The sequence below is a fragment of the Lamprobacter sp. genome, from assembly GCF_034860625.1.
GTDB lineage: Bacteria > Pseudomonadota > Gammaproteobacteria > Chromatiales > Chromatiaceae > Lamprobacter.
On record NZ_JAYESN010000002.1, the window covers coordinates 88,887 to 111,927 of the forward strand.

Sequence of the window (23,041 nt, forward strand, 5' to 3'; positions counted from 1 at the left end):
CGGATAACCTTAGCATATTAAGGATTCAACATTTCTATACGGTGATTACGAACCATAACCGACTGAGCAAGCGCCATTCGCATTGAATCATCTTGCGTTAAGTGACCCTCGAGTCGAATTGAGACGTACCTGATCTCAACTAGCGCAATGGGGGTGCTAGTCGCAGTTGCCTGGACTGCAGCTTCATCATATAGTGATGAGCCAGCAGTGCAGCTTTGACTTGCTGGGCTTGTCGTGGCAATCGTCGCGCCAGTTGGCCTATTAGCTAGAAGACACTGATATGAGATATCAAAATAATTAGCACCACTTTCTATAGCATCAATGATTACTGTATTTGCATCAGTCAAGGCTTCCCATGCATTGGCGGTAGTACAGTCTGCAACAGTACCCGTCAAGTTGGCACTGCTATTCCGCATCCTAACCACATTTTCAACGATACGAAACCCGAATGTCGTAACAACGCCAGATGGTGGCTGATACGAATAAACTACGCAATCGTTAACATTATCTGCATCGCTATCGTAAACAGCTATATCACTGTTAGACGACATAAATGTTAGCGTTGCGCCATCTCGGCCAAACCCAGCTCTCCTAATATCTTCGACCATCACATCCATTGCTCCACGAAGTTCTACATTGAGTTTCGCTGAGCCCAAGGTCGCTGAAGCTCCATATCCCGTCGTCGCGTAGATCGTCAGCGTCGATGCTATAATCATCATGCCGATTGTTATGCCGATCATCAACTCTACTAGTGATGAGCCAGCATCATTTTCTCTACAGCGTGCTTTTATCAATTGCATCCTGAGTAGCCTGCTATGTCATTAGAACACAAGCGCACCCGGCCTCTGGAGGAAATAATGATTGATATAGAATCTAAATTAGCATTGATTACAGAAACCGTACCCACAACATTACTTGTTCCCCGACGGCTATCGAATTTAATACCTGTCCGATTCGATTGTAGCTTGATTGCATCATGATTTGCAGACGATAAATTGTTCTCAATGAGGCTTGCGGCAGGTCCATATCGACAGGAACCTGAAGTATCACAATCGCAGCCACTGCTATTTGAAATACCTACACACCAGTTTTCGCTTACCGAATCATCTCCTAGCTTTATTCTGACAAATAAATCGCGGCCCTGTTTAATCGCCTCAGAGCGTACGAATTGCAGATGAGCGTAAATAGCTTCAGCTGCTACCTTCAGACGATTTCTGTTCATCATGTCACTGAAGGACGGAGCGGCCACGGACAAAATGATACTAAGTACGGCTACCGCAACGATCACCTCCACCAGTGTCACTCCTAGCATCGCCTTGTGTGGCGACCTTCCAGCCACCTTGAGCATAAGTCTCGGTGTTAGGCAACAGGTTACTTTATGAATTATGTAATGATTGCAGGTCATTTTTTGTTTACAATGTCTCGTTTTTAGCGATTATTTTGTCGCGCTGCCTACTGTCGCGGGTTAGCCGGCTTTTGATGACTATCCCTAGCTTAGCTTACTTGACCAATCATTATTACGAGCCTTTCATGGCCCCTAAGCCCCTGTGCTCGCAAATTTTTTCTGCGCAGGCCCCGGGAATCATGTTCGGCGTTAGCCGCGTCATCATTGGTGCCCCCAAACTTTGGCCTCCGCGAATGCTCGACTGTCATCATCCATGCTACAAACTGCACTAATCCAAGCAACCGCCCAGCTCACCGTTCTGAACACCCAAGATGGATACCAGGATCAGCTGGAGCGCGCCGTCGCGAGCGGTTGCCAGCTCACCTTGCTTCCGGAACTGCACAATGGCCCTTACTTCTGCCAAACTGAGGACACGGCTGCATTCGATCACGCCGAGCCTGTCCCCGGCCCGACCACGGAGTGGCTTGGAGCCTTGGCAGCCGAGCACCGCATGGTGATCGTCGGCTCGGTCTTCGAACGCCGCGGGCCGGGGGTCTATCACAATACCGCCGTTGTCTTGGACGCCGATGGTCGTCTAGCGGGGGTGTATCGGAAGATGCACATCCCGGATGATCCGGGCTTCTATGAGAAGTTCTATTTCACCCCGGGCGATCTCGGCTTTGCGCCAGTCGACACCGCGGTTGGCAGGTTAGGCGTACTCGTATGCTGGGACCAATGGTTTCCGGAGGCAGCACGCCTGATGGCGCTGGCTGGCGCGGAGTTGCTGCTGTATCCGACTGCGATCGGTTGGGACCCGCTAGATAGTGCGGATGAACAGGCGCGCCAGCTCGATGCTTGGATGACGGTGCAGCGCGGTCACGCCATCGCGAATGGCCTACCCTTACTCGCCTGCAATCGCGTTGGGTTCGAGCCTAGTCCTGCCGCTAGAGCAGGAGCAGGAGCAGGAGCAGGAGCAGGAGCAGGAGCAAAAACCTCAATGTCAGCACCGACGACTCAGCACGGCATCCAGTTCTGGGGAAACTCCTTCATTTGCGGTTCGCAAGGTGAGATCCTAGCGCGCGCTCCGGCTGACAAGGAGAGCCTGTTGATCGCCGAGATCGACCTGGCCCGCTGCGAACAGGTGCGTCGCATCTGGCCCTTTCTGCGCGATCGGCGCATCGATGCTTATGGTGACTTGCAGAAACGCTGGCGCGATTGAGAAGACGGCCCAAGACGCAGCACCTTGAACCCGGCTCCGGCAACCCCGAGCTTTGCGGAGTTGCCACGCTGGGTATCCGCCTGCGCCATGCTTATTTGATCCCAGTCCTATTGCTCCTAGTCTTATTGCCCCAGCCTCCACGAGATGTCCCTACCCATGAACGAAACCCAACGCTCGATGCGCTCCATCCTGCAACGCATTGCCACCGGCCCGGAGTTGTCGAAGGACATCTCGCTCGACGAGGCTCGACTCGGCATGAACGCCATCCTGGATGCCGCTGTCGATCCGGTGCAAGCTGGCATCTTCTTGATCGCGCTGCGGATGAAGCGCGAGACCGATGATGAGCAGCGTGGCATCCTGGATGCGGTGCGCGATGCCACTAACCATGTGGTCGCCGAGGTCGACGAGGTGGTTGACCTCGCTGATCCCTATGATGGCTACAACCGCTGCCTACCGGCTTCACCATTTCTAGCGCCCATCTTGGCGGAATGCGGCGTGCCGGCGGTATCGCATGGTGTCGATGCGGTCGGGCCCAAGTTCGGCGTCACCCACCGCCATGTGCTGGAGGCGGCAGGATTCCCGGTCGACCTCAGTCCGACCGAGTCCGCCGCGCGCGTCTCGGACCCGGAGATCGGCTGGACCTACATCGACCAACGCGCCTTTGCGCCTAAGCTGCATGAGTTGGTGCCACTGCGCAGCACCATCGTCAAACGTCAGGCCATCACGACGGTTGAGGTCTTGGCGCGGCCGATCCATGGTCGCCATAAGACCCACTTGGTCACCGGCTATGTGCATAAACCCTATCCGCGTATCTATGCCCTGCTCGCGCGCCATGCGGGATTCGAATCAGCACTACTGGTGCGCGGTGTCGAGGGTGGCATCGTGCCTTCACTGCGCCAGACGGGCGTCTGTTTCAACTACCAGCACTTCGGCGAGGAGCAGTCATTCGATATCGACCCGGCGGCGCTCGGCATCGAGCAAAATGTGCGCGCCGTGCCCTTGCCGGACAATCTGCCGACCAGCAACCGTCCAACTGACGACATCGCCGTCGCGGTCGATGTTCCTGCCACGGCCAAGGCCGCCGCGCAAGCCGGCATGGCGGCGTTAGAAGGCCAGCCTGGTCCTACCTACGACAGCCTGGTCTTCTCCGGTGCGCTTATCCTCTGGCATCTGGGACGCGAGCAGACCATTGCCGCTGGTGCTGATCGTGTCCGCGCCGCGCTCGACTCAGGTGCCGTCGCGCGCCGCTTGCGTTGAGAGGGGAGCCTTGATCATGCAATCGCCTTTCGTCGACGTTGCCAAGGCCGAGGAGATCCAGCCCGGCAAATTCATTCAGGTTGAGGTAGGGCAAAAGTCCTACATCATCGCTCGAGTTGGCGACCGCTTCTATGCGGTCGAAGACAACTGCAGCCACGAAGACTACCCACTCTCCTATGGCTGCCTGGATGGCGCTCGGATCAAATGTTCGTTGCACGGCAGCCGCTTCAGCCTCGAGACCGGCGCACCCGAGGACGAGCCAGCCGATGAGCCCATCCGCACCTATCGACTCGAGCTCGCCGATGGGCGTCTCTGGCTCGACCCGAGCGCGGCGACCAATCGACCTTAGATGGTCAGCCTTAGATGACTCAGCAACCAAACCAGGCCTGATGCCCAGGTCGGGCATCAACGTTCGCTTTGATCATCAGGCTCGCGCATAGCCGCTGCAAGTTCGGACAAGAGCGCATCCTCGTCATCGTCGTTGCTGATCGGCTCGGCTCGGGCAACCACTGGGACGTCAGCCAACGCAATTGCCTCTGCAACCAGCTCGCACAGGCGCTCTGCGGATGGCAGATCGCCCGCCATAAGCTCGATGACGGGCAGTCCGGCTGCGGCAAAGGCCGCTTGCAGGCGCGAGTCAATCCGGCGTTGAGCACGCCCGGTCTGAGCCAGCTTTAGCCGAACCGCCACCAAGGGGTAAAGCTCGTTCCTCGTGCAGATCAGCAGGTCCGCCCAGCCCTCGGCTAAGAGTCCGTGCGCCAGACGCCGCTGTTGCCGGCCGATACGCGGCAGCGGCCGCAATAAGGCCAAGGCCGCCACCCGCGGACAGACCCGATAGCTATCGCCCACCGCTGCTGAGATCATCTGGTAACCACGTTGCTCATCCGCCGACAGCAAGGCTCGTCGCTCGAACGGCTCCCCCTGCAGACGCAGACCGCGTCCATGCACGAGGGCTTGCAGCATGGCAATGATAATCACCACCGCAATCAGCAGCAGAAGATAGAAGGGTGTCAAGGCAGTCTCCTCAAAGGCTTAGACTCCAAACCCAGGGTTCTTGCGGCATGCCAAGTCAATCTTCGACATTGCGCCAGAGCACACAATCATGCGCTGTCGCATGGAAAACCCGAGGCCAACGAGTCGCCACCCTGATGACCATGCAGGTTCTAAGCTATAGTTGCACGGGGACAAGCAGGCACTGATGACCTGGCCAATGGATTCCAGAAACCGGCCGGGTGACCCCTCGCTAGCCAAAAACCCTTATCAAATAAACAAGTTGTCGTTGCTCTGCCTGGAACAGATCAGACGTCCATAGACTGAAGATGCTAGTACGAACATGTTTCAAAATCTAAAGCTTAGCAGCAAGATCATCTTGGGATTCGCGGCAATGATCGCGATTACCGCCCTACTCGGCGGCATCGCGACCCTCAACATGCTGACGGTCAAGAGCCAGTCAGTCCAGTTAGCAGAGGAGTATGTCCCTGAAGTCGAAGTCGCCACACGTCTGCGCGGCGCAGCGAACCGCCTCATGTACGCCATGCGCGGGTACGGACTCACCGGCATCGAACGTTTCTGGCTCGAATCTCAGACCGAGGCGGCGCTCCTCGATGAAGCGCTCGCGGACGCGCGGGCACTGGAGAAGAAGGCAACGCACCTGACCGCGCTTGGCGGACAGATTCAAGCTGCGGAACAGGCTCGCAACACCTACTTCGAGCTGATGGAGAAAACACAAGAGGCCCAACAGGCCTTTGCCGCGAACCGCCGACAGCTAGATGACAATGCCGCTGCTTTTTTGCAGGCCTCCAGCCAATTCTTAGACCTTCAAAATCGCATGTTCGAGCAGACGCTCGAAGAACGTACAGCAAAGGTTTTGGCGGTCACTCGCGTGGTCGATCTTGGCTCCGACGCACGTGTTGCAAACTTTAGAGCGCAAGCGACCGGCCAAACGGCGGCGCGCCGCGAGGCGATCGAGAGTCTTCAAAAGATCGCTCCGGAGCTAGATACAATTAGGCCAACGACGCGTAGCCAAATCAATATTGATCAGATTGACGCCATTGCCAAGAGCGCTGCTGACTATCTCAGCGCCATTGAAGCATTCGCCAGGGAATCCGATAAAGGCTTCTCGGCCAGCGAGCAGCAGCTGGCAAGCCTGCGTAATACGATGGACCAGACTGCAGCCACATTCATCAATCAGTCCGATGCCTTTCTCAATGACCAGGTCGAAGCGCTCACGACGGACATGCTCGCCCGCCATCGTGACATCACCCTCGCGAACGAGATTGTCGGTTTAGGCAACGAGAGCCGCATCGCCGCATTCAGGGGCCAAGCACTCGATGACCTGACCTTGATCGACCAAGCCATCACCAGTCATCTACCGAGGATCCAAGCACTGTTGGATCAACTCCTCACGACAACGACCGATACGGCGCTCGTGGCTCAAATCGAACAGACGGGTACGGCGGCGGCAGGCTACCGCAAGGCCCTGGAAGCCCTAGTGGCCAACTGGAAAATTAACGACGAACTGTCGACCGCCCGCACGCGAGCCGGCAATGAACTGATCGCCGCGACAGTCGCCACGGCCGACGCAGGTCTCCGCGCCACGCAACGCATTGCCGATGAGTCCATGCAGAGCCTGACCCTCAGCAGTCTAGTGGTCATGATCGGCCAGGTCATCGCACTGATCATTGGCATCGTTCTCGCGTGGCTGATCACCCGCTCGATCGTCGGCCCGATTAACCGCGTCGTGAAAGGCTTGCAAGAAGGCAGCGAACAGGTTGCGACCGTCAGCGGCCACGTTAATATCAGCAGCCAGCAAATGGCCGAAGGCGCCGGCGAGCAAGCCAGCAGCCTTGAGGAGACCAGCTCCAGCGTCGAAGAGATGGCCGCCGGCACAAGGCAAAACGCCGAGCATGCACGCGAGGCCGATGCACTGAGTCGCACAGCCAACGAGAAGGCCGATCAGGGCGTCAAAGCGGCGCGGGCAACCGCTGACGAAGTCAAGCAACGCCTGCAAAAGCTCGACATCGCCATCAAGGCCATCGAGGAAAGTACCAACAGCACCGCCAAGGTGGTCAACACCATCGATGGCATCGCGTTCCAGACCAATCTGCTCGCCCTGAATGCAGCAGTTGAGGCCGCGCGCGCCGGCGAACAAGGCAAAGGCTTCGCCGTCGTCGCTGACGAGGTCCGCAAGCTTGCTCAACGCAGTGCTGAAGAGGTCAAGAACACCAATGAGCTGATGAAGTCTGCACAGGAGAATGCATCCCGCATCAAGGAAGTATCTTCAGAGCTGGAGAAATACTTAGGCAAGGCCGTCGCCGTGGAGATGGTCTCGCTCTTCGAAGAGACCGTGACCGCCAGTACCCAGGTCACCCAGCTGATGAGCGAGGTGGCAACGGCCAGCGATGAACAGGCACGCGGTGTTGAGCAGATCAACCTCGCGGTCTCGCAGATGGACAAGGTCACTCAGATCAGCGCCTCGAACGCCGAAGAGTCTGCCGCAGCTAGTGAGGAGCTCGCCAATCAGGCTGCACAGCTCAAGAGAATCGTCGACGACCTGCGCTTCTTGGTCGACGGCGTCCGTAATGACAACAGCGATTCAATGTCGAGAGATCAGGGTCAGGCCGCAAGCGCACCGCGTTTGTTGCAATCGCGCCCACAGACCGACGAGTTCTAACACATTGGACCCATCGAACAGGTCTCGTCGCCGACGCCCAACCAGGGGAATAGAGCATGCAATTCGACAGTCATCTGTATCAGATCCTGGCACCCAACCCGGCTCTGGTCGCCTCACAATTGGACCCAGAGGCCTTTGCCAAGCATTACACCGCAGGCTCCGTCCGCTATTATGCGGGCAAGGTGGTCTTTGCCGAGATCGACCTTCAGTACCGCCATCCGTATTTCAAGATCGATGATGCGATCGCTTCCTTGAAGCCGCATCCGGATGGTCGCCCGAAAGCGACCAAATTCATCTCTACCTACCGTGTCCTCGAGCATATTGATCTGAATGCGATCAAGCGAGTCTTTCTGAGCACGCCGGAGGGCTATACCCTTCCACTCGACGCCGCAGCCTATGACAAGACCCACGAAGAAGGCTTCCTACGAATCTACGCCGAGATCGCACCCTTGCGCATGCTGGTGATGTCACGTCTCGACTTCCCCGCGTTCGGCAAATACATCACTGATCCAAACTTCCCCAAGGGGGCCCCGAAACAGTTCTATACCCAGATCGAGCTGGACATCGAACACTTCCTCGAAGAATTCGAGGATCGGCCCACCATGCATGCGCCGATCCCTGGCTTGCATCCATCGAACCTGCGAGCAGCGATCATGGAGCTTCGCGCTGACCCGGATAAGCAGAGCAAAGGGCTGCGACTCGACAGCGCCTTCGAGACCATCCCGTATAAGGTCATCCGCCACGGTTTCATGTTTGCGTCACAAGACGCGACACGCTTCTTCCCGATGCCCGCTCGGGCCGAGATTGAGGCGACGAACTATCGCTTCTGGCGCGCCATGTAGCGACATGGCACGCGGCCTGGCCAGCACCTCAGGGCGGCAGCCAACCGCAAGATCGACCCGCCGAGCACGCATTAGCAGCTCGGCGTTTCCCATCATAACGACAATGATTCGAGCGAGAGGGAGAGTAATCACACCATGAGCCTCAATGCTCTAATACCCATTCTTTTTGGGATCCTTGGCCTGGTGGCAGCGAACATCATTTTCCGCACCGTCAAGGCCTATCCGAAGGGCGAATCGAAGGTCGCCGCCATCGGCGACGCCATCCATCTTGGCGCCATGGTCTTCATGCGCCGGGAATACACGATGCTTGGCCTCTTTGCCAGCGTACTCGTGGTCGTGCTCTTCTTCTTCCTCGGCTGGAAGACCGCGCTCGCCTTCGTGATTGGCGCGCTCACCTCGGCGCTCGCCGGCTTCATCGGCATGAACACCGCCACCCAGGCCAACGTGCGCACCACCGTCGCGGCCCACACCAAGGGCCCGGCAGAAGCGCTCACAGTGGCCTTTTTCGGCGGCTCGATCATGGGGCTCGCGGTCGCCTCGCTTGGACTGCTCGGCCTTGGCACCCTATATCTGCTGTTCGGCGGTGATCCTGAAACCGCCCACGCCATTCATGGCTTCGGCATGGGCGCCTCTAGTGTGGCGCTGTTCTCCCGCGTTGGCGGCGGCATCTTCACGAAGAGCGCCGATGTGGGCGCCGACCTGGTCGGTAAGGTCGAGGCTGGCATCCCAGAGGATGACCCGCGTAATCCGGGTGTTATCGCCGATAATGTCGGTGACAATGTCGGTGATGTCGCCGGCATGGGCTCGGATATCTTCGAGTCCTACTGCGGCGCCATGATCGCCACCATCGCCATCGCATCCACCCTGGCTGCAGACATCATCGACCCCATTGGTGAGCGTCAGGCGTTGATGTTCCTGCCGTTGGCTTTGTCCTCAGCGGGCCTGCTCTGTTCTATCGCCGGCATCTGGCTAGTGCAGCGCTTCTCCAACCAAGCCCCGGAGCGCGCACTACGCATCGGCACCATTGGGGCGAGCCTGCTGTTCATGTTGGTGGCCTTCTTGGTCATCATCGGCACTGGCGTCAACGCCTCTGTCTGGGGCGCCGTACTGGTAGGTGCATTGGGTGGCATCGTGATCGGGCTGGTCACCGAGTATTACACCTCGTCGAAACCGGTCGCGAGCATTGCGCTCGCCGGCGAGACCGGCCCAGCAACGGTGATCATCACTGGCTTTGCTGTGGGGATGCGCTCGGTCATCGTGCCGCTCCTCACCATCAGCGTCATCATCTTCGTCTCAAACCAGCTCGCAGGTCTCTACGGCGTCGGCATTGCCGCCGTTGGCATGCTCGCCACGGTTGGCATCACCATGGCCATCGACGCCTATGGTCCGGTCGCCGACAATGCCGGCGGTATCGCTGAGATGGCTGGCCTGGGGGTCGAGACCCGGCGCATCACCGACTCGCTCGACGAGCTCGGCAACACCACCGCGGCCATCGGCAAGGGCTTCGCGATTGGCGCGGCAGCCTTGGCCGCACTCGCCATCATCACGGCCTATATCGAGAGCGTCTCGCTGCACGTGCCCGACTTCGAGCTCTTGCTGAGCGACCCGATGGTCATCATCGGTCTGTTCATCGGCGGCATCCTACCCTTCTCGATTGCCGCGATGACCATGACCGCGGTCGGTGAAGCCGCCTTCGCGATGATCAACGAGATCCGCCGCCAGTTCCGCGAGATCACGGGGCTGCTGGAAGGCACTGCCGAGCCCGACACCGCTCGCTGCGTGGACATTGCCACCACCGCGGCACTGAAGAAGATGGTCATGCCCGGCGTTGTCGCCATCTCCGCACCCTGGGCGGTCGGCTTCATCCTTGGTCCAGCCGCCCTAGGCGGCATGCTCGGCGGCGCCTTACTCGGCTGTGTGCTCCTTGCGCTGACCATGGCCAACGCTGGCGGCGCTTGGGATAACGCCAAGAAATTCGTCGAAAAGGGCAACCACGGCGGCAAGGGCTCTGACACCCACAAGGCGACCGTGGTCGGCGACACCGTCGGCGACCCCTTCAAGGACACCTCAGGCCCCTCGATGAACATCCTCATCAACGTGATGGCCATCGTCAGTCTGGTGATCGCGCCGCTACTTGGCAATAGCCTGCTGGGCTGAGGCTCAGAGCGCGCCATCACCCCTGGAGAGGAAGCGCAAACTTCGCTAAGCGCTTCTTCGATGCTGCCCGCCCATCCACTGGCGATGCTGATCCCTCGCCAGTGGAGGTTCACAGATTGCTGTGCGTCGTGCTAAGTCTTCGCAGACCTCGACTGCATGCGATCTGGAGCAACCTCATCCCAACTGTTCGGCTAATCTGCAGCGAACCGCGCTGAAGCTGGGGTTAAGCAACCGCTGAGACTGTCGGAAGCTCGAAGCTCACTTGGTGATCGCTGAGCACGAGCAGGCCACCCTGATCACGCGTCACCCGCTCCACCACTTTAAGCATTAACCCGTAATCAGCACGTTCAGTCGGGACCGGCTCCAGAGGCTGAGGCGCATGGGTCAAGGTCAGCCGCAACCGCACCCGCCCCGCGTGCTGATCCTGCTCGACGCGCAACAGAGGCTCCGGCACTACCCTGGCATTGCCTGCGTAGCCGACGCCGATCAACCGTAAAAGATGGACGAGCGCAGCTTCTAAGCCCTGCTCATCGATCAAGACTTCAGCTCCCACCGCCTGGTCAAGCCCCTCGGACTCAGCCTCTGCGCTGTCGTCGCCGGTTGGACTGACGACGCGTCCACCAAAGGCCCGCACGACGTCTGCCGCCACCCGAGCCACATCTACCGCACGTTTCGGGCCATCGGCAAAGCGATTCGATTCCAGGCTTCGACGCAAGCTGGAGGAGAGCGTAGAGGCCGCATCCAGCACCCGCTGCAACCGCTCCGAGTAAGAACGGTCATCGCCGAGATCGATCTGGAGCGTCTCGGAGACCAGCCCAATCACACTCAATGGCGAGCGCAAGCGATGCGCCTGCTGCCGTGCCTGCTCGGCCAACAGCGAACGACGCTCAAGCGCGTTCAACCGCTCGCGCATCGGGTCAAGCCGGCAACGGCCAAGCTCGCCATCGATGCTGCTTGAACTAGGCGTCGAGATCATGGGCTTCGTCCTCTTCAATGGGGGCCGGATTCCGCGACGAGCTGCGGATACCTCTTTGATGCTTTGATGAATGCCTCCAAGCATGGCATGACTCACCCCAGCCAAGCTGCACGGCAAACCGGCAAACCGGCAAACCGAGACTATCTGCGCGCAGACGCTCAGGGCATGTCGTCCTATTCACAACAGCACATGCATTCTCTGGACCAGATCGCGCGGCATGAGCGACAAAATCGACAAGCCGCCCAACACCAAGCTGATGTCCTCGCGCTCCAGGGCATCAGCCACCGAGATCAGCGACCAACCGACTACAGGCGCAATCCGGGGCTCCTGCCTCGCCTGCGCTGCGCAAACGGAGCTCAGCCCAAAGCGGCAGATGGTCGGAGGCTGCGCGCGTCGCCGAGGTGCGCACCACCGAGCCCTCGACCAACTCGAGTCCATGCCCGTGCCAAAGCCGGTCGAGTGCCAACAACGGCCATCCTGACGGAAAGCTGGCCGGCATTGCTGCCGGTCGCAGCAAGCGATCAATCGGCGCAAGCCTGGGGCTATTGCGCCGCCACTCGTTGAAATCCCCCATCAGCACCGTGAGTGCACAGCCGCCAGGGCTCGTCGTGCGCAGGTGCGACAGGATCGCCGCAATCTGTCGCCGACGCTCAGAGGCGTTGAGGCCAAGATGAGTCGCCAGACAACGCAAGACCAACGGCGCCGCAGTCGCCGACGCCTCTGCGCCCGCCGGCGGACTCAGTGACCCCAGTGTGATGCGGACATCGATCAGCCCACGCGGCTCGCGTCCTGGCTGACTGATGTCCAATCGGTGATGGCTGAGCACCGGCAAGCGGCTCAGCAGCAGATTGCCGTAGTGATGGGCCCCGCGTTGCATGGTATGACCAAGGCGCGCTTCGTAGCCGAGCGCCGCTAGCCGCTGTAAAAAGATCAGGGGCGCCTCCCGAACAGGTGTCTCCACCTCCTGCAGAGCAATCAAATCCGCATCGAGGGCAGCGATGGTCTCGGCGATGCGCAACGGGTCCTTGCGGCGATCGCCGCCAACCGCGCGATGGATATTGTAACTGGCTACCCTGATGGTCTCTCGCAGGCCCATGAACGCTATTTTCGCAACAGATGCCGACCGAGCCAGAACAGGCCAGCCCCAATCAGTATTCCGCCAAGCAAGAGCGCGAGCGAGCGCATATCGGCGCGACCCAGCAGCTCAACGAGACCTTGCGAGAACAACGCCATCGCCATCACAGCGGGCGCCATGCCGATCAGGGTGCCGATCAGATAGTCGCGAAAGCGAACCTGTATCGCCCCAGCGAGCAGATTCAAGATAGCAAAAGGGGCCACTGGCACGATGCGCAGTACCACGATCGTCGAGATACCGCGCTTCGATAGCCGTTGACGCAGGTCGCCAAGACGACCGCCGAGATACTTCTCTGCCGCTGCAGCCCCCGTAAAGTGGCCAATCTGGTAGCCGGCGGCAGCCGCCAGACAGGACCCTAAAAGCGCAATCAAGGCGCCGGGCAATGGAGCAAACATCAAGGTCGCCACCAAGATCAGCAAGGTCACGGGAATCGCAGCCAGGCTCGCAAGCACGAAGACGGCTAGTGTCACCGGCAGCCCCCATACCGAGTGCGTCAGCGCCCGAGCGGCCTCAGCCAACTGCCGCGGTTCTATCCAGTCGCCCACCGACGTCCATCGCCAGAGCGCCGCGAACACCAGAAACAAGCACACTAGGCCCACCCCGAGAAGCGCACGCCAGCGCGCATGGGGCTGATGCTCGTCGCCAACAACGACATCACCGACCCAGTCCGGCGACAGTGGCCGATCCGGATCGATCAGACGTTCATCCGGGATCTGCCGATCCCACTCAGGATCGAGGCTGGGCGCGAGTGGTCGCAACCGCAGACCTTCTCGGGCATCGTTTCCAGTCTTGTGTTGGGATAGCCAATCGGCTTCTATAGCAGCCAGGCTGTCTGCATCGGTCGACAGGAACATCGCCAGCAGGCGCCGTCGCAAACGCTGGATTTCGGCCCGTGCTGCCTCGGTGTCGCCGATCAGACAGAGGTCGCATTCGCTATCCAGCCCCATCGAGCGATTACTGAGATTGGAGGAGCCGAGCCTTAGCACGCGGTCGTCGACGATCATCAGCTTCGCGTGCACCATGAGACACTCATCCCCCAGTGCCGGCAAGTCCGGATAGTAGACCTGCAAGCGGCCATACTGATCTTGGTCACGCAGCGTCTTGAGCAGCCGAGCCCGAATCAGGTCCATCGTATGCTGCTCAAGCCAATGGCCGGTCTCGCGTGGCAGGATGATCAAGATCAGCGGACCTTCGGGCTGCTGCAGACGCTGCTGCAACGCCGCAACGACCGAGCGTGAGGTCAGGTACTGATTCTCGATGTAGATCAGCTCGCGGGCGGACGCGATCATGTCTAAGTAGAGCTGCTCGGATTCACGAACCTCGGGCCGCCCATTAAACGCCGGCAATGTGCGTGCAATCCCGATCGGCTGGTCTCGCAGCAGCGGCTTCAACTGTGCCGGCCAAGCGTCGATCGTCTCGTTGTTGGGGGCTTCATCGCTGCCTTCACTGCCTGTCCGACGTTCAACAGCTGGTTGCGATGTCATCTCGGCAGGCGCCCCTGCCACTGAGTGAAGCACTGGTGGAGCGCCGCCCCCTGCCCGCTCCCAGCGCTCGGCAAAGAGCTCCAGAAGTGCCATCGCCGCATCACCATCGACGAGCATCTGCAGATCGTGGAACGGCGGGTAGGGATCACCGTCAGGATCGCACCGGCGCGGCTCGTCGGCGAGATGCGCTTCGGTATCCCAACGCCATTGACTGATGTCGAAACCGCCACACCAGGCCAAGGCACCGTCGATGATCGCCAGCTTTTGATGCTGGCTGGCGAGCAGCGGATGCGCGTCATCGAGGATGAAGTGCAGCCGTGGATGACGCTGTTCCGCATCCCTCTGCCAAGGCGCATCGCCAAAGAATAGCGGCTCACGCTCGAGCGCATAGATGGGCGCGTAATCCCAAAGCAGAATGAAGATCTCGAGTTCTGGGCGCAGCTCAAGCAGGCGGAGCAAGAGTGCTCCAAGCCTGGTTGGCCAGCCATCACCAGGGGCTGGGCGGACCAGCTCAAGCTGGCTGTGGATGTCCCAGGCCGCAATCGCAATGAACCGCTGCGCCTTGATCAAGCTCTGACGCAGCATGCCGAAATAGCACTCGCCATCGACACAGATGCCGACACGCCGAGCCTGCTCGACGCGCCAGCAGTTGCGTCCGGGAACCAGACTCAGTGCATTGGTTGAGGATAGCTTCACAACTTAAATCGCTCCAGCCCTCAGCAGCCAGTCTGCATGGGGCCGGAGACGCCTCCCTCTACAATCACTGACTTGATTCTACAATCACTGATCTTGATGACTCAGCGATTACCTGACCTCGCCAATGATCAGGTTCTGAAAACGCGCAATCACGCCATCGCCGACCGATACCCCCTCGAGTAGGCTCGGATCATCGACATCGAGCCTACGCGTCTGGTTCGGCCCTTCGATGGTCAGGGTACCCTTGGCGCTATCCATCGCGACTACCTTGCCATAAATGGTCAGGGTGTCGGTCATGCTGCCGCTAGGCTTCTTGCCGGCCTGACGATCGACGTCGGTGCTTCGCTCGCTCGCGACTAGACCAGCCTCATCGGCCGGAACCAGTTCGATCAATGCGGTCGATATCTGCGTGATCCTCACCTCATCGCCGATCTTGATCTGATCGATGCGCGAGACCTCCGGTGGCACATGCAACACATGGTAGACCCCATCGGCGTCCTTCAAGGTCATCAGGCGTGTCTCTGCATTGACCACCATGACCTTCCCGCTCAACTGCGCGCTCATCATCCCCTCCATGGCCGGCTCGGCACCCTGAGCGTACAGCCTAGCCGGCCCTCCAGCGCCCAGGATCAACGCGGCGCCAAGCATCAGCGTAGACGATTTCTTCTGCATGGTCGATGTCCCCTCTGGTGGTTTGGATTGTTTGTGTCCTCCGCACAAACTAGCGAGGTCGGCGCAGGGGCGCAACCAAGGCGGACGGCGAGTCGATAAAAAATGCGGGGAAATACCGTTCGTTTTCCAGGGAGTCTGCTAGGCTTTAAGCTCATGGCTGACCGCTTTATGGCAATCGAACCAGCACACCCAAGCTATGTTCATCGCGTCGATGCTGAGCTACGCATCAGCTTCGTCAGCGAGGCATGGCTTGCGTTCGCCTCGGACAACGGCTACGCAACAACCGCCGGGGCAGAGTTGGGGCGGCCCCTGTTCTCGGTCATCGCGGACGAGGAGACGCGCCATGTCTATCAGCTCCTCATCGAGCGCGCGCGTGCCTCGCGAGAGGCGCTGCAATTCGGCTACCGCTGCGACTCGCCGGAGCGCCGCCGTTGGATGCAGATGCAGATGCGTTATCTCGCCGACAGCGACGAGATCGAATTCGCCAGCCGGTTATTGCGAACTGAGCCAAGACCCTATATGCCGCTGATCGAGTTTCACCGACACCAACCAGCCTCACGGCGCGTATTGTCGATGTGTAGCTGGTGCAAGACGGTGCTTGCCGAGCACGCCTGGGTTGAGGTGGAGGAGGCCGTGATGCAGCTTCGCCTCTTCGCCGCAGAGACCATGCCGCGCATCAGTCACGGCATCTGCCCTGACTGTAGCAAACGCCTACACTCATTGGAGTCTGCGTGATGAGAATCCTCGTTGTCGACGACAATCGATTGCTTGCAACCATTCTTGCAGACCATCTCAATGCCCGGGGCCATGAGGCCGTTGCCGCTTTCGACGGCCATCTGGCAGAGATCTTCTGTGATCGCGATGGCTATGATCTACTCGTGTTGGATATGGTGCTGCCCGAGATCGATGGGGTTGATCTACTCGAGCGACTGCGCCAAAAACATCACCGCTGCCGCGTCATCGTCATCACCGGCTTCTCGGAGCTACGCGAAAAAGAGATCGAACGCCTCGCGTTGCTTGATGTTGCCGCCGTCTTGGAAAAGCCGTTTTCATTCTCCGATGTCGACGCGATCGTCGAGAGTGTTGCGGCCTAGCCGCTAAGCGGCTAGTACAAGCACGGCCTTCCTCGAGCGATCAACCTCAGCAACGCGAACCTGCCGCTCAAATACCCCTCTAATCTATTCGCCAGCGTATCGGCGACCCTCCTCGGTCTGCTCGGACCGAAGCGATCAGCCCCAATCGCCTAGCCCGCTCCGGCATCCCTGGCGCATCGGGGTACCCTTGTTGCTAGGTCCCTGATTACTCGGCCCCTTATTCCTACCAGAGACCCCTTTAGGCATGAAGCGCTCAGTCATCTTGGCGATCGGACTTGCAACTGCCGTCACGCTCTGGATGCTCAGCGGCGCTTTGGTGGACGCCTCGCGGACTGAGCAACCGGACGACTCCGCCCTTGCGTCAGCAGCAGCGGCACAGCCCATGCGGGTACTGGTCTCAGAGAGCGCTGCCTCAAGCATCGATCGCGAGATCCGGATTTTAGGACACCTCGAGCCATGGCGCAGGGTCAGACTGCGCGCCGAGACCGAGGGTAAGATTGCACGACTGCCGGTGGCTCGAGGCGCCCAAGTCGACACAGGTTCCGTTCTGGTCGAGCTGGCAGAAGACGACCGACCAGCGCAGTTGGCTCGAGCCGAAGCTGAACTTGCCGCGCGCCAGCTCGAGCTCGCCGCTTCCGAGAAACTCGGCAGCCAGGGCATGCAGGCCCGCACCCAGATCAAACAGACCCAAGCCGCGTTGGCAAGCGCTCAGGCCGAGCTGGCCCGGCTCCGGCTTGATATCGACCGGCTGCAGATTCGCGCGCCTTTCGCCGGCGTGGTCGAAACTCGCGAGGTCGAGCTTGGCAGTCTAGTGCAACGGGGAGACGAGATCTTGGAGCTTGTCGACAACCGCCGCCTGAAGGCAGTCGGGCAAGTTCCTCAGCAAAGCGCGAGCGCCTTGCAGCTCGGCCAGTCAGTCGCGATCACACTCTTAGACGGTACCCAGGCCAGGGGTCAGCTTAGCTATATCGCTCAGGTAGCCAATCCGCAGACACGGAGTTTCCGGATCGAAGCCGACATCTCCAATCCTGAGCTCGCCCTTGCCAGCGGCGTCAGCGCCGAGCTGCATATCAAGATCGGCGAAGAACGCGGTCATCTCATTTCTCCAGCCGTGCTCACGCTCGACGATGCCGGACGCATGGGCGTCCGCACGGTTGATGCCAGCGACCGGGTCGCGTTCTACCCGGTTACGCTGATTCACTCGCAAGCGGACGGCGTTTGGGTCTCCGGCCTCCCACTCCAGGCTCGCATCATCACTCAGGGTCAGGGCTTCGTCAGTGAAGGTGAGCGCGTCAAGCCGGTCATAGCGGACTCAGCAGCCTCGGAGCGCTCATGAACGCGCTCATCGATCTGGCGTTCTCACGCAGCCGCACGGTGCTCCTCACGCTCGCCTTCCTGCTCGCGGCCGGGCTCGCTGCCTATCAGTCGATTCCCAAAGAGGCCGAGCCCGATGTCACCGTGCCCATCATCTATGTCGCGATGACCCATGATGGCATCTCACCTGAAGACGCTGAACGGCTCTTGGTCCGCCCCATGGAGAAGGAGCTACAGACCATCGAGGGCGTCAAGGAAATGACCAGCACCGCCACCGAAGGACGCGCCTCTGTGCAGCTTGAGTTCATGGCCGGATTCGACAGCAAGCGCGCCCTCGCCGATGTGCGCGAGCGAGTCGATATCGCGCAAAGCGAGCTGCCCAGCGCCACCGACGAGCCCAGTGTGCACGAGATCAACGTCGCGCTTTTTCCGGTGCTCACCATCGCCCTCTCAGGCCCGATGCCGGAGCGTGGGCTGATCCGCATCGCCCGAGATCTCAAGGACCGCATCGAAACCCTGAGCGGCGTGCTCGAGGTCGACATCGGCGGTGACCGCGAGGCCTTAATGGAGGTGATCGTCGACCCGGCCATCATGCAGACCTACAGCGTTGATTATGCTGAGCTGTTCGACCTAATCAGTAGCAACAACCGCCTGGTGGCTGCAGGCGCAATGGATACGGGAGCCGGCCGACTGGTGCTGAAGGTGCCAGGCGTGATCGAGACTATCGACGATATGCTCTCAATGCCGGTGAAGACCGCCGGCGACACCGTCGTCACCTTCGGCGATGTCGCCAGCCTGCGCCGCGGCTTCAAGGACCCTGAGGGCTTCGCGCGCGTCGCCGGGCAACCGGCTGTCACACTCGAGATCAAGAAGCGTGTCGGTGCCAACATCATCGAGACCATCGCTGCCGTGCGCGAGATCGTCGAGCATGAGCGCGAACACTGGCCTGCCAGCCTGCAGGTGGCCTACATGCAGGACAAATCGGACGAGATTCGCGAGCTGCTCGGCGACCTGCAGAACAACGTGCTCTCCGCCATCCTGCTGGTGATGATCGTGATCTTGGCCGCGCTTGGTCCAGGCTCCGCGTTCTTGGTCGGGGTCGCTATCCCTGGCTCCTTCTTGACCAGCATCCTAGTGCTGAACAGTCTTGGCTTCACCATCAACATCGTTGTCCTGTTCAGCCTCATCCTGGTCGTCGGCATGCTGGTGGACGGCGCCATCGTCGTCACCGAGCTCGCCGATCGGCATCTCGCCACCGGGCAAGCGCCGAGCGCCGCCTACGCCGCTGCTGCGAAACGCATGGCCTGGCCTGTTGCCGCCTCTACCCTCACCACGCTCGCGGTCTTTTTTCCGCTGTTGTTCTGGCCCGGGCTGGTCGGCGAGTTCATGAAGTACCTACCCATCACGGTCATCATCGCCCTGTCTGCCTCGCTGGCAATGGCATTGATCTTCGTCCCGGTGCTGGGCTCAAGCATCCGTCGCCGCCCTCTTCAGCCTATCGAGCAGCACGCCAAGGATGGCGCAATCACAAACGCCTATCTCAAGCTGCTCGCGCCGCTGTTGCGGCACCCAGTCAAGACCCTGGGCTTCGCCTTGCTCGCGCTGATCGGCTCTTACGCCGCCTATCTCCAATTCGGCAAAGGGGTCGAGTTTTTCCCTGAGGTCGAGCCAGAGATGGCGCTGGTGCACATCCATGCCCGGGGCGATCTCTCGATCCGCGAAAAAGATCGCATCGTGCGCCAGGTCGAGGCGCGCATCCTTGGCATGCAAGAGCTAGCAGCGGTCTACGCCCGCTCTTACAACAGCGCCTCCGGACAAGCCAGTACATCCGAGGATATGGTCGGCACCATTCAGCTCGAATTGATCGATTGGGATCAACGCCGCCGGGCGGAGCTGATCCTCAATGAGATCCGCGAGCGCACCGCTGAGATCCCTGGAATTCGCATTGAGACGCGCAAGGCCGAAGGTGGGCCTTCAGAGGGAAAGCCGATCCAGATTGAGCTCAGCGCACGCGATACCCGCCAGATCGCAGCCGAGGTCGAACGCCTGCGCGCGCTCATCGAGCGACTTGGAGGGTTCGTCGATGTCGACGACAATCGCCCATTGCCAGGTATCGAATGGCGGCTCGAGGTGAACCGCGAGCGCGCGGCCAGTTATGGCGCCAATGTCGCTCTGCTCGGTCACGCGGTTCAACTGGTCACCCAAGGTATTCAGGTCTCTGAGTATCGACCCGAGGACAGCGATGATGAGGTCGATATCCGGGTGCGCTTCCCCGAGAGCGAGCGCAACCTCGGTCAGCTCGATCGCCTCAGCGTGCCAACCGCAGCCGGCATGGTGCCGATCAGCAACTTCATCCAAGTCATCCCGGCCCCTAAGGTCGGCACGCTGCATCGCGTCGACGGGCGCCGTGCCATCCGGATTCAGGCCGACGTCGCCGAAGGCACGCTGGTCGACAGCCAGCTTCAGCGCCTGCGCGAAGCGCTCGACCAGACCCCAGGCAACCCAGCCGTCAGCATCCGCTTCAAGGGCGAGGACGCAGATCAGCGCGAGGCGACAGTCTTTCTGACCCAAGCCTTCATCAGCGCCATTTTCCTGATGGCCTTGGTCCTCGTCAGCCAGTTCAACAGCCTGTATCAGGCGTTCCTGGTCCTCTCGGCCATCGTCTTTTCAACCGCTGGCGTGTTGATGGGGCTACTGATCACCGGTCAGCCCTTTGGCATCGTGATGGTGGGACTCGGCATCATTGCGCTCGCCGGCATCGTGGTGAATAACAACATCGTCTTGATCGATACCTACAACCGGATTCGCAGCGAGGGCCAAGACGCGATCGCCGCAACCCTAGAGACCGGTCGCCGGCGGCTACGACCAGTTTTTCTAACGGCCTTCACCACAGTCCTGGGTCTGATGCCCATGGTGCTGTCGATGAATATCGACCTGGTTGGCCGCAGCATCCGTTTCGGTGCCCCCTCGACGCAATGGTGGACGCAGCTCGCCAGCGCAATCGTCGGCGGACTCAGCTTCACGACTCTGCTAACCTTGGTCTTGACGCCCTGTTTACTGGTGCTTGGCGACAGTCTCGGCAACCATGTTCAACGCCTGCGCCGACGCTGGCCGCGCGCGAGCCCGCCCAAGGTTGACACCGACGAGAAAAGGGCGATGAGTAGCACAGAGAGGTCAAAGCGACTCGAGAGCAAGCCGGTTTTCCAGCAGCAATTGCCAGACAATTGATCTCACTCAGGTCTCTCCCAGCCAGACTCTGCATCGCATGCGATGCTAGGCAATCTAACGACAACGAGGTCGGCGAGTCATCTTCAATGGAAAACACCATGACCTACCAAGAAGCCAGGGAGCACGTCCAGGGACGGCTGCATGAAATCTTCGCAGCTCCCTATGACGCCTTCTCCAATGAAGCGGTAGAGCGTCTCCTGCACATTCACATCATGCTGCATCTGCTCGTGGTGCGGCCCATGAGACGCCGCCACCTGATCCTGCGCGTGATTCACGGCTGGGAAAACGGCAGCTTCTCACCCGATGAGCTTCAGTACATCGATTATCCGCTGCACAGATTCGACGACTACCAGCAGGTCATCGAGACCTTTCAGCGCGCACGAGATCAACAAGAACCCTTGCCAAGCTGTGGTGCTTCACTCTTGGCTCAGCCGCTCGATGAGGCAATTGCCGCAGCCAGGGCCAAGGGTCAAGGCATTGACGAAGAGACGCGTATCACGCCAGCGCGCTGGCCGAGCTTCCCGAAAGGGCTGAGCCTCTACACCCTATTCAAGATGTATAACCGTCTTGTCTACGGAGAGGATGAGGCCTATCGCTCAAGCCACTGCATGACGGAGGAAGGTCTGCGGGAGATCCATGAATTCCACTTAGAGGAAGGCGAGTTCGCCATCCTGATCCCGCCCGGGCTTCAACATAAGACCGAGAACACGCTGATGGTCATGCACGAAAGCCAGTTGGCGCCAATTTCCACAATCTTTGCGCTGAGCATACCGCTGTTCGAGTAGGCGCTATGGCAGCGGCCGCGCCATCTGATTGACGTCGGCCCCCATCGCTCCAACGCTGCGGTTCAGGGCATGGAATCGCACAGCGATATCGCCCAGGTTGCCATCCATCAAGGCAACTGAGTCCCCGAGCCTTGCGGCCGCCCGGTCCATGAACGAGACCGATTGCTCCATCACTGCCACATGGCCGGACATCTCACGCATCTGCTCGGCAACCACAGGCAGCAGCAGGACGTTGCGCTCGATTGCATCGACCTCAAGGGTAATCTGGTCCATGCGATCCGAGACGCGGGTAAAGAGGCGATTCATCTCCTGCATGCGCAGGATCACCAGCCGCACCTCATCGGTCAGATCATTGACGAAATAGAGGTTAGAGAGTGCGAGCGCAGCAACCAAGCCAATCACGATCCGCACCCAAAGCCCGACGCCACGGCGGCGGCGCCCGGTCAGGCTATCACTGCGATCCAGATCCAGCTCAAGCTCAGACATGAGCTCGGTCAAGGCCTCGATGCGATCACGCTCGATCATCAGGATGACGCCTGGTTCGGTTGAGCGCTTGCAGGCTGCATCATGTTGCACGCATCATTGAAAGGGGTTCATCCAGTTAAACATCCGCATCGGCTGCGAGAGATGGCTCACATCCTGCCCCATCCGCCCAACGGTATCCTCCATGAGCCGGAAGGATTGGCGCATGTCGGTCAGATTCGTCGACATCCTGCCAACGCTGTCATCGATAGTGGTGATCGATTGGGCAATCTGCGTGACATCCTGCGACATGAAGGCGACCCCGCCATGCATGGTATCGACGTGACTGATCACCCTCGGCAAGCTCTGCATGCTGGTATCGATGACCCGCATCGAATGCTCAATACGATCCATATTATCCGCAACCTGGGCGAAATGCGCATTCAGTCCGGTCACCGCAGCGGTCGCATCCGGAATCTGGCGGGAGAGGATGATGGTCAGAAAGGATAAGGAAGCGACCAGCACGATGACCGCACCAAACAGCAGCTGATACAGGAGTGCCACACGGGCTTCGAGCTGGCTCTGACGCGCATCGATACGACGCATCAGGCCCGAAAAACGGACCATGGCCTGATCCAGCGCTTGCTCGTCTCTTAGCTCCAT

20 protein-coding genes are annotated in these 23,041 nt (G+C 59.8%); 11 read left to right on the plus strand and 9 right to left on the minus strand.

Annotation, left to right across the window (positions count from 1 at the left end):
* Window positions 1-17: 17 nt before the first annotated feature.
* Both VBE63_RS01000 and VBE63_RS01005 read right to left on the minus strand, forming a co-directional pair.
* Window positions 18-800 (minus strand): hypothetical protein, encoded by a 783-nt coding sequence (locus VBE63_RS01000; RefSeq protein WP_323681117.1) that lies wholly within the window; start codon window positions 798-800, stop codon window positions 18-20.
* Complete coding sequence (locus VBE63_RS01005; RefSeq protein WP_323681118.1) at window positions 791-1,294, minus strand: GspH/FimT family pseudopilin; 504 nt, start codon at window positions 1,292-1,294, stop codon at window positions 791-793. The genes VBE63_RS01000 and VBE63_RS01005 overlap by 10 nt, the downstream gene beginning before the upstream one ends.
* Window positions 1,295-1,658: 364 nt before the next feature.
* Here VBE63_RS01005 and VBE63_RS01010 point away from each other — a divergent pair, with 364 nt between their 5' ends.
* The 3 genes from VBE63_RS01010 to VBE63_RS01020 all read left to right on the plus strand — a co-directional run bounded on the left by VBE63_RS01010 (window position 1,659) and on the right by VBE63_RS01020 (window position 4,209).
* The gene (locus VBE63_RS01010) at window positions 1,659-2,603 is read left to right on the plus strand and encodes a carbon-nitrogen hydrolase (protein ID WP_323681119.1); all 945 of its coding nucleotides are present in this window, start codon (window positions 1,659-1,661) and stop codon (window positions 2,601-2,603) included.
* Window positions 2,604-2,759: 156 nt separating this feature from the next.
* Window positions 2,760-3,860 (plus strand): anthranilate phosphoribosyltransferase, encoded by a 1,101-nt coding sequence (locus VBE63_RS01015; protein WP_323681120.1) that lies wholly within the window; start codon window positions 2,760-2,762, stop codon window positions 3,858-3,860.
* Between the two features lie 16 nt (window positions 3,861-3,876).
* Entirely contained in the window at window positions 3,877-4,209 is a 333-nt protein-coding gene (locus tag VBE63_RS01020) for a non-heme iron oxygenase ferredoxin subunit (protein WP_323681121.1), read from the plus strand.
* 56 nt (window positions 4,210-4,265) lie between these two features.
* On the opposite strand, the gene VBE63_RS01025 is transcribed toward VBE63_RS01020, so the two are convergent.
* The gene (locus VBE63_RS01025) at window positions 4,266-4,874 is read right to left on the minus strand and encodes a DUF2726 domain-containing protein (RefSeq protein ID WP_323681122.1); all 609 of its coding nucleotides are present in this window, start codon (window positions 4,872-4,874) and stop codon (window positions 4,266-4,268) included.
* A 370-nt stretch (window positions 4,875-5,244) separates the two neighbouring features.
* Here VBE63_RS01025 and VBE63_RS01030 point away from each other — a divergent pair, with 370 nt between their 5' ends.
* The 3 genes from VBE63_RS01030 to VBE63_RS01040 all read left to right on the plus strand — a co-directional run bounded on the left by VBE63_RS01030 (window position 5,245) and on the right by VBE63_RS01040 (window position 10,532).
* Entirely contained in the window at window positions 5,245-7,533 is a 2,289-nt protein-coding gene (locus VBE63_RS01030; protein WP_323681123.1) for a methyl-accepting chemotaxis protein, read from the plus strand.
* Between the two features lie 56 nt (window positions 7,534-7,589).
* Window positions 7,590-8,375 (plus strand): hypothetical protein, encoded by a 786-nt coding sequence (locus VBE63_RS01035; protein WP_323681124.1) that lies wholly within the window; start codon window positions 7,590-7,592, stop codon window positions 8,373-8,375.
* Between the two features lie 135 nt (window positions 8,376-8,510).
* On the plus strand, window positions 8,511-10,532 hold the full coding sequence (locus tag VBE63_RS01040) for a sodium-translocating pyrophosphatase (protein ID WP_323681125.1): 2,022 nt from the start codon (window positions 8,511-8,513) through the stop codon (window positions 10,530-10,532).
* A gap of 223 nt (window positions 10,533-10,755) precedes the next feature.
* On the opposite strand, the gene VBE63_RS01045 is transcribed toward VBE63_RS01040, so the two are convergent.
* From VBE63_RS01045 to VBE63_RS01060, 4 genes are all read right to left on the minus strand, one after another.
* Window positions 10,756-11,508, minus strand: coding sequence for a hypothetical protein (locus tag VBE63_RS01045; protein WP_323681126.1), 753 nt, complete (start codon window positions 11,506-11,508; stop codon window positions 10,756-10,758).
* A 277-nt stretch (window positions 11,509-11,785) separates the two neighbouring features.
* The gene (locus tag VBE63_RS01050; protein ID WP_323681127.1) at window positions 11,786-12,604 is read right to left on the minus strand and encodes an endonuclease/exonuclease/phosphatase family protein; all 819 of its coding nucleotides are present in this window, start codon (window positions 12,602-12,604) and stop codon (window positions 11,786-11,788) included.
* 5 nt (window positions 12,605-12,609) lie between these two features.
* Entirely contained in the window at window positions 12,610-14,823 is a 2,214-nt protein-coding gene (locus tag VBE63_RS01055) for a VTT domain-containing protein (protein WP_323681128.1), read from the minus strand.
* A 108-nt stretch (window positions 14,824-14,931) separates the two neighbouring features.
* Window positions 14,932-15,495, minus strand: coding sequence for a hypothetical protein (locus tag VBE63_RS01060; protein ID WP_323681129.1), 564 nt, complete (start codon window positions 15,493-15,495; stop codon window positions 14,932-14,934).
* Window positions 15,496-15,663: 168 nt separating this feature from the next.
* Here VBE63_RS01060 and VBE63_RS01065 point away from each other — a divergent pair, with 168 nt between their 5' ends.
* The 5 genes from VBE63_RS01065 to VBE63_RS01085 all read left to right on the plus strand — a co-directional run bounded on the left by VBE63_RS01065 (window position 15,664) and on the right by VBE63_RS01085 (window position 21,916).
* Window positions 15,664-16,230 carry a hypothetical protein gene (locus VBE63_RS01065; protein WP_323681130.1) on the plus strand — a complete coding sequence of 189 codons (567 nt, stop codon included), beginning with the start codon at window positions 15,664-15,666 and terminating at the stop codon, window positions 16,228-16,230.
* Window positions 16,230-16,589, plus strand: coding sequence for a response regulator (locus VBE63_RS01070; RefSeq protein WP_323681131.1), 360 nt, complete (start codon window positions 16,230-16,232; stop codon window positions 16,587-16,589). The genes VBE63_RS01065 and VBE63_RS01070 overlap by 1 nt, the downstream gene beginning before the upstream one ends.
* Before the next feature lie 244 nt (window positions 16,590-16,833).
* Complete coding sequence (locus VBE63_RS01075) at window positions 16,834-17,925, plus strand: efflux RND transporter periplasmic adaptor subunit (protein ID WP_323681132.1); 1,092 nt, start codon at window positions 16,834-16,836, stop codon at window positions 17,923-17,925.
* A complete protein-coding gene (locus VBE63_RS01080) occupies window positions 17,922-21,131 on the plus strand; it encodes an efflux RND transporter permease subunit (protein ID WP_323681133.1) in 3,210 nt (1,069 codons plus the stop codon). Before VBE63_RS01075 ends, VBE63_RS01080 begins: the two co-directional genes overlap by 4 nt.
* Before the next feature lie 98 nt (window positions 21,132-21,229).
* On the plus strand, window positions 21,230-21,916 hold the full coding sequence (locus tag VBE63_RS01085; RefSeq protein WP_323681134.1) for a hypothetical protein: 687 nt from the start codon (window positions 21,230-21,232) through the stop codon (window positions 21,914-21,916).
* A gap of 3 nt (window positions 21,917-21,919) precedes the next feature.
* Here VBE63_RS01085 and VBE63_RS01090 read toward each other — a convergent pair whose 3' ends face one another.
* Together VBE63_RS01090 and VBE63_RS01095 are read right to left on the minus strand one after the other, a co-directional pair.
* Window positions 21,920-22,441, minus strand: a complete 522-nt coding sequence (locus tag VBE63_RS01090) for a hypothetical protein (RefSeq protein WP_323681135.1) — start codon at window positions 22,439-22,441, stop codon at window positions 21,920-21,922.
* 54 nt (window positions 22,442-22,495) lie between these two features.
* Entirely contained in the window at window positions 22,496-23,041 is a 546-nt protein-coding gene (locus tag VBE63_RS01095; protein WP_323681136.1) for a hypothetical protein, read from the minus strand.

Bases quoted from the DNA above. Each gene is read 5' to 3' on its own strand.
- VBE63_RS01000 (WP_323681117.1), bottom strand. From the start codon at position 800: ATGCAATTGATAAAAGCACGCTGTAGAGAAAATGATGCTGGCTCATCA.
- VBE63_RS01010 (WP_323681119.1), top strand. From the start codon at position 1,659: ATGCTACAAACTGCACTAATCCAAGCAACCGCCCAGCTCACCGTTCTG.
- VBE63_RS01015 (WP_323681120.1), top strand. From the start codon at position 2,760: ATGAACGAAACCCAACGCTCGATGCGCTCCATCCTGCAACGCATTGCC.
- VBE63_RS01020 (WP_323681121.1), top strand. From the start codon at position 3,877: ATGCAATCGCCTTTCGTCGACGTTGCCAAGGCCGAGGAGATCCAGCCC.
- VBE63_RS01030 (WP_323681123.1), top strand. From the start codon at position 5,245: ATGATCGCGATTACCGCCCTACTCGGCGGCATCGCGACCCTCAACATG.
- VBE63_RS01035 (WP_323681124.1), top strand. From the start codon at position 7,590: ATGCAATTCGACAGTCATCTGTATCAGATCCTGGCACCCAACCCGGCT.
- VBE63_RS01040 (WP_323681125.1), top strand. From the start codon at position 8,511: ATGAGCCTCAATGCTCTAATACCCATTCTTTTTGGGATCCTTGGCCTG.
- VBE63_RS01045 (WP_323681126.1), bottom strand. From the start codon at position 11,508: ATGATCTCGACGCCTAGTTCAAGCAGCATCGATGGCGAGCTTGGCCGT.
- VBE63_RS01050 (WP_323681127.1), bottom strand. From the start codon at position 12,604: ATGGGCCTGCGAGAGACCATCAGGGTAGCCAGTTACAATATCCATCGC.
- VBE63_RS01060 (WP_323681129.1), bottom strand. From the start codon at position 15,495: ATGCAGAAGAAATCGTCTACGCTGATGCTTGGCGCCGCGTTGATCCTG.
- VBE63_RS01065 (WP_323681130.1), top strand. From the start codon at position 15,664: ATGGCAATCGAACCAGCACACCCAAGCTATGTTCATCGCGTCGATGCT.
- VBE63_RS01070 (WP_323681131.1), top strand. From the start codon at position 16,230: ATGAGAATCCTCGTTGTCGACGACAATCGATTGCTTGCAACCATTCTT.
- VBE63_RS01075 (WP_323681132.1), top strand. From the start codon at position 16,834: ATGAAGCGCTCAGTCATCTTGGCGATCGGACTTGCAACTGCCGTCACG.
- VBE63_RS01080 (WP_323681133.1), top strand. From the start codon at position 17,922: ATGAACGCGCTCATCGATCTGGCGTTCTCACGCAGCCGCACGGTGCTC.
- VBE63_RS01085 (WP_323681134.1), top strand. From the start codon at position 21,230: ATGACCTACCAAGAAGCCAGGGAGCACGTCCAGGGACGGCTGCATGAA.
- VBE63_RS01090 (WP_323681135.1), bottom strand. From the start codon at position 22,441: ATGATCGAGCGTGATCGCATCGAGGCCTTGACCGAGCTCATGTCTGAG.
- VBE63_RS01095 (WP_323681136.1), bottom strand. From the start codon at position 23,041: ATGGAGCTAAGAGACGAGCAAGCGCTGGATCAGGCCATGGTCCGTTTT.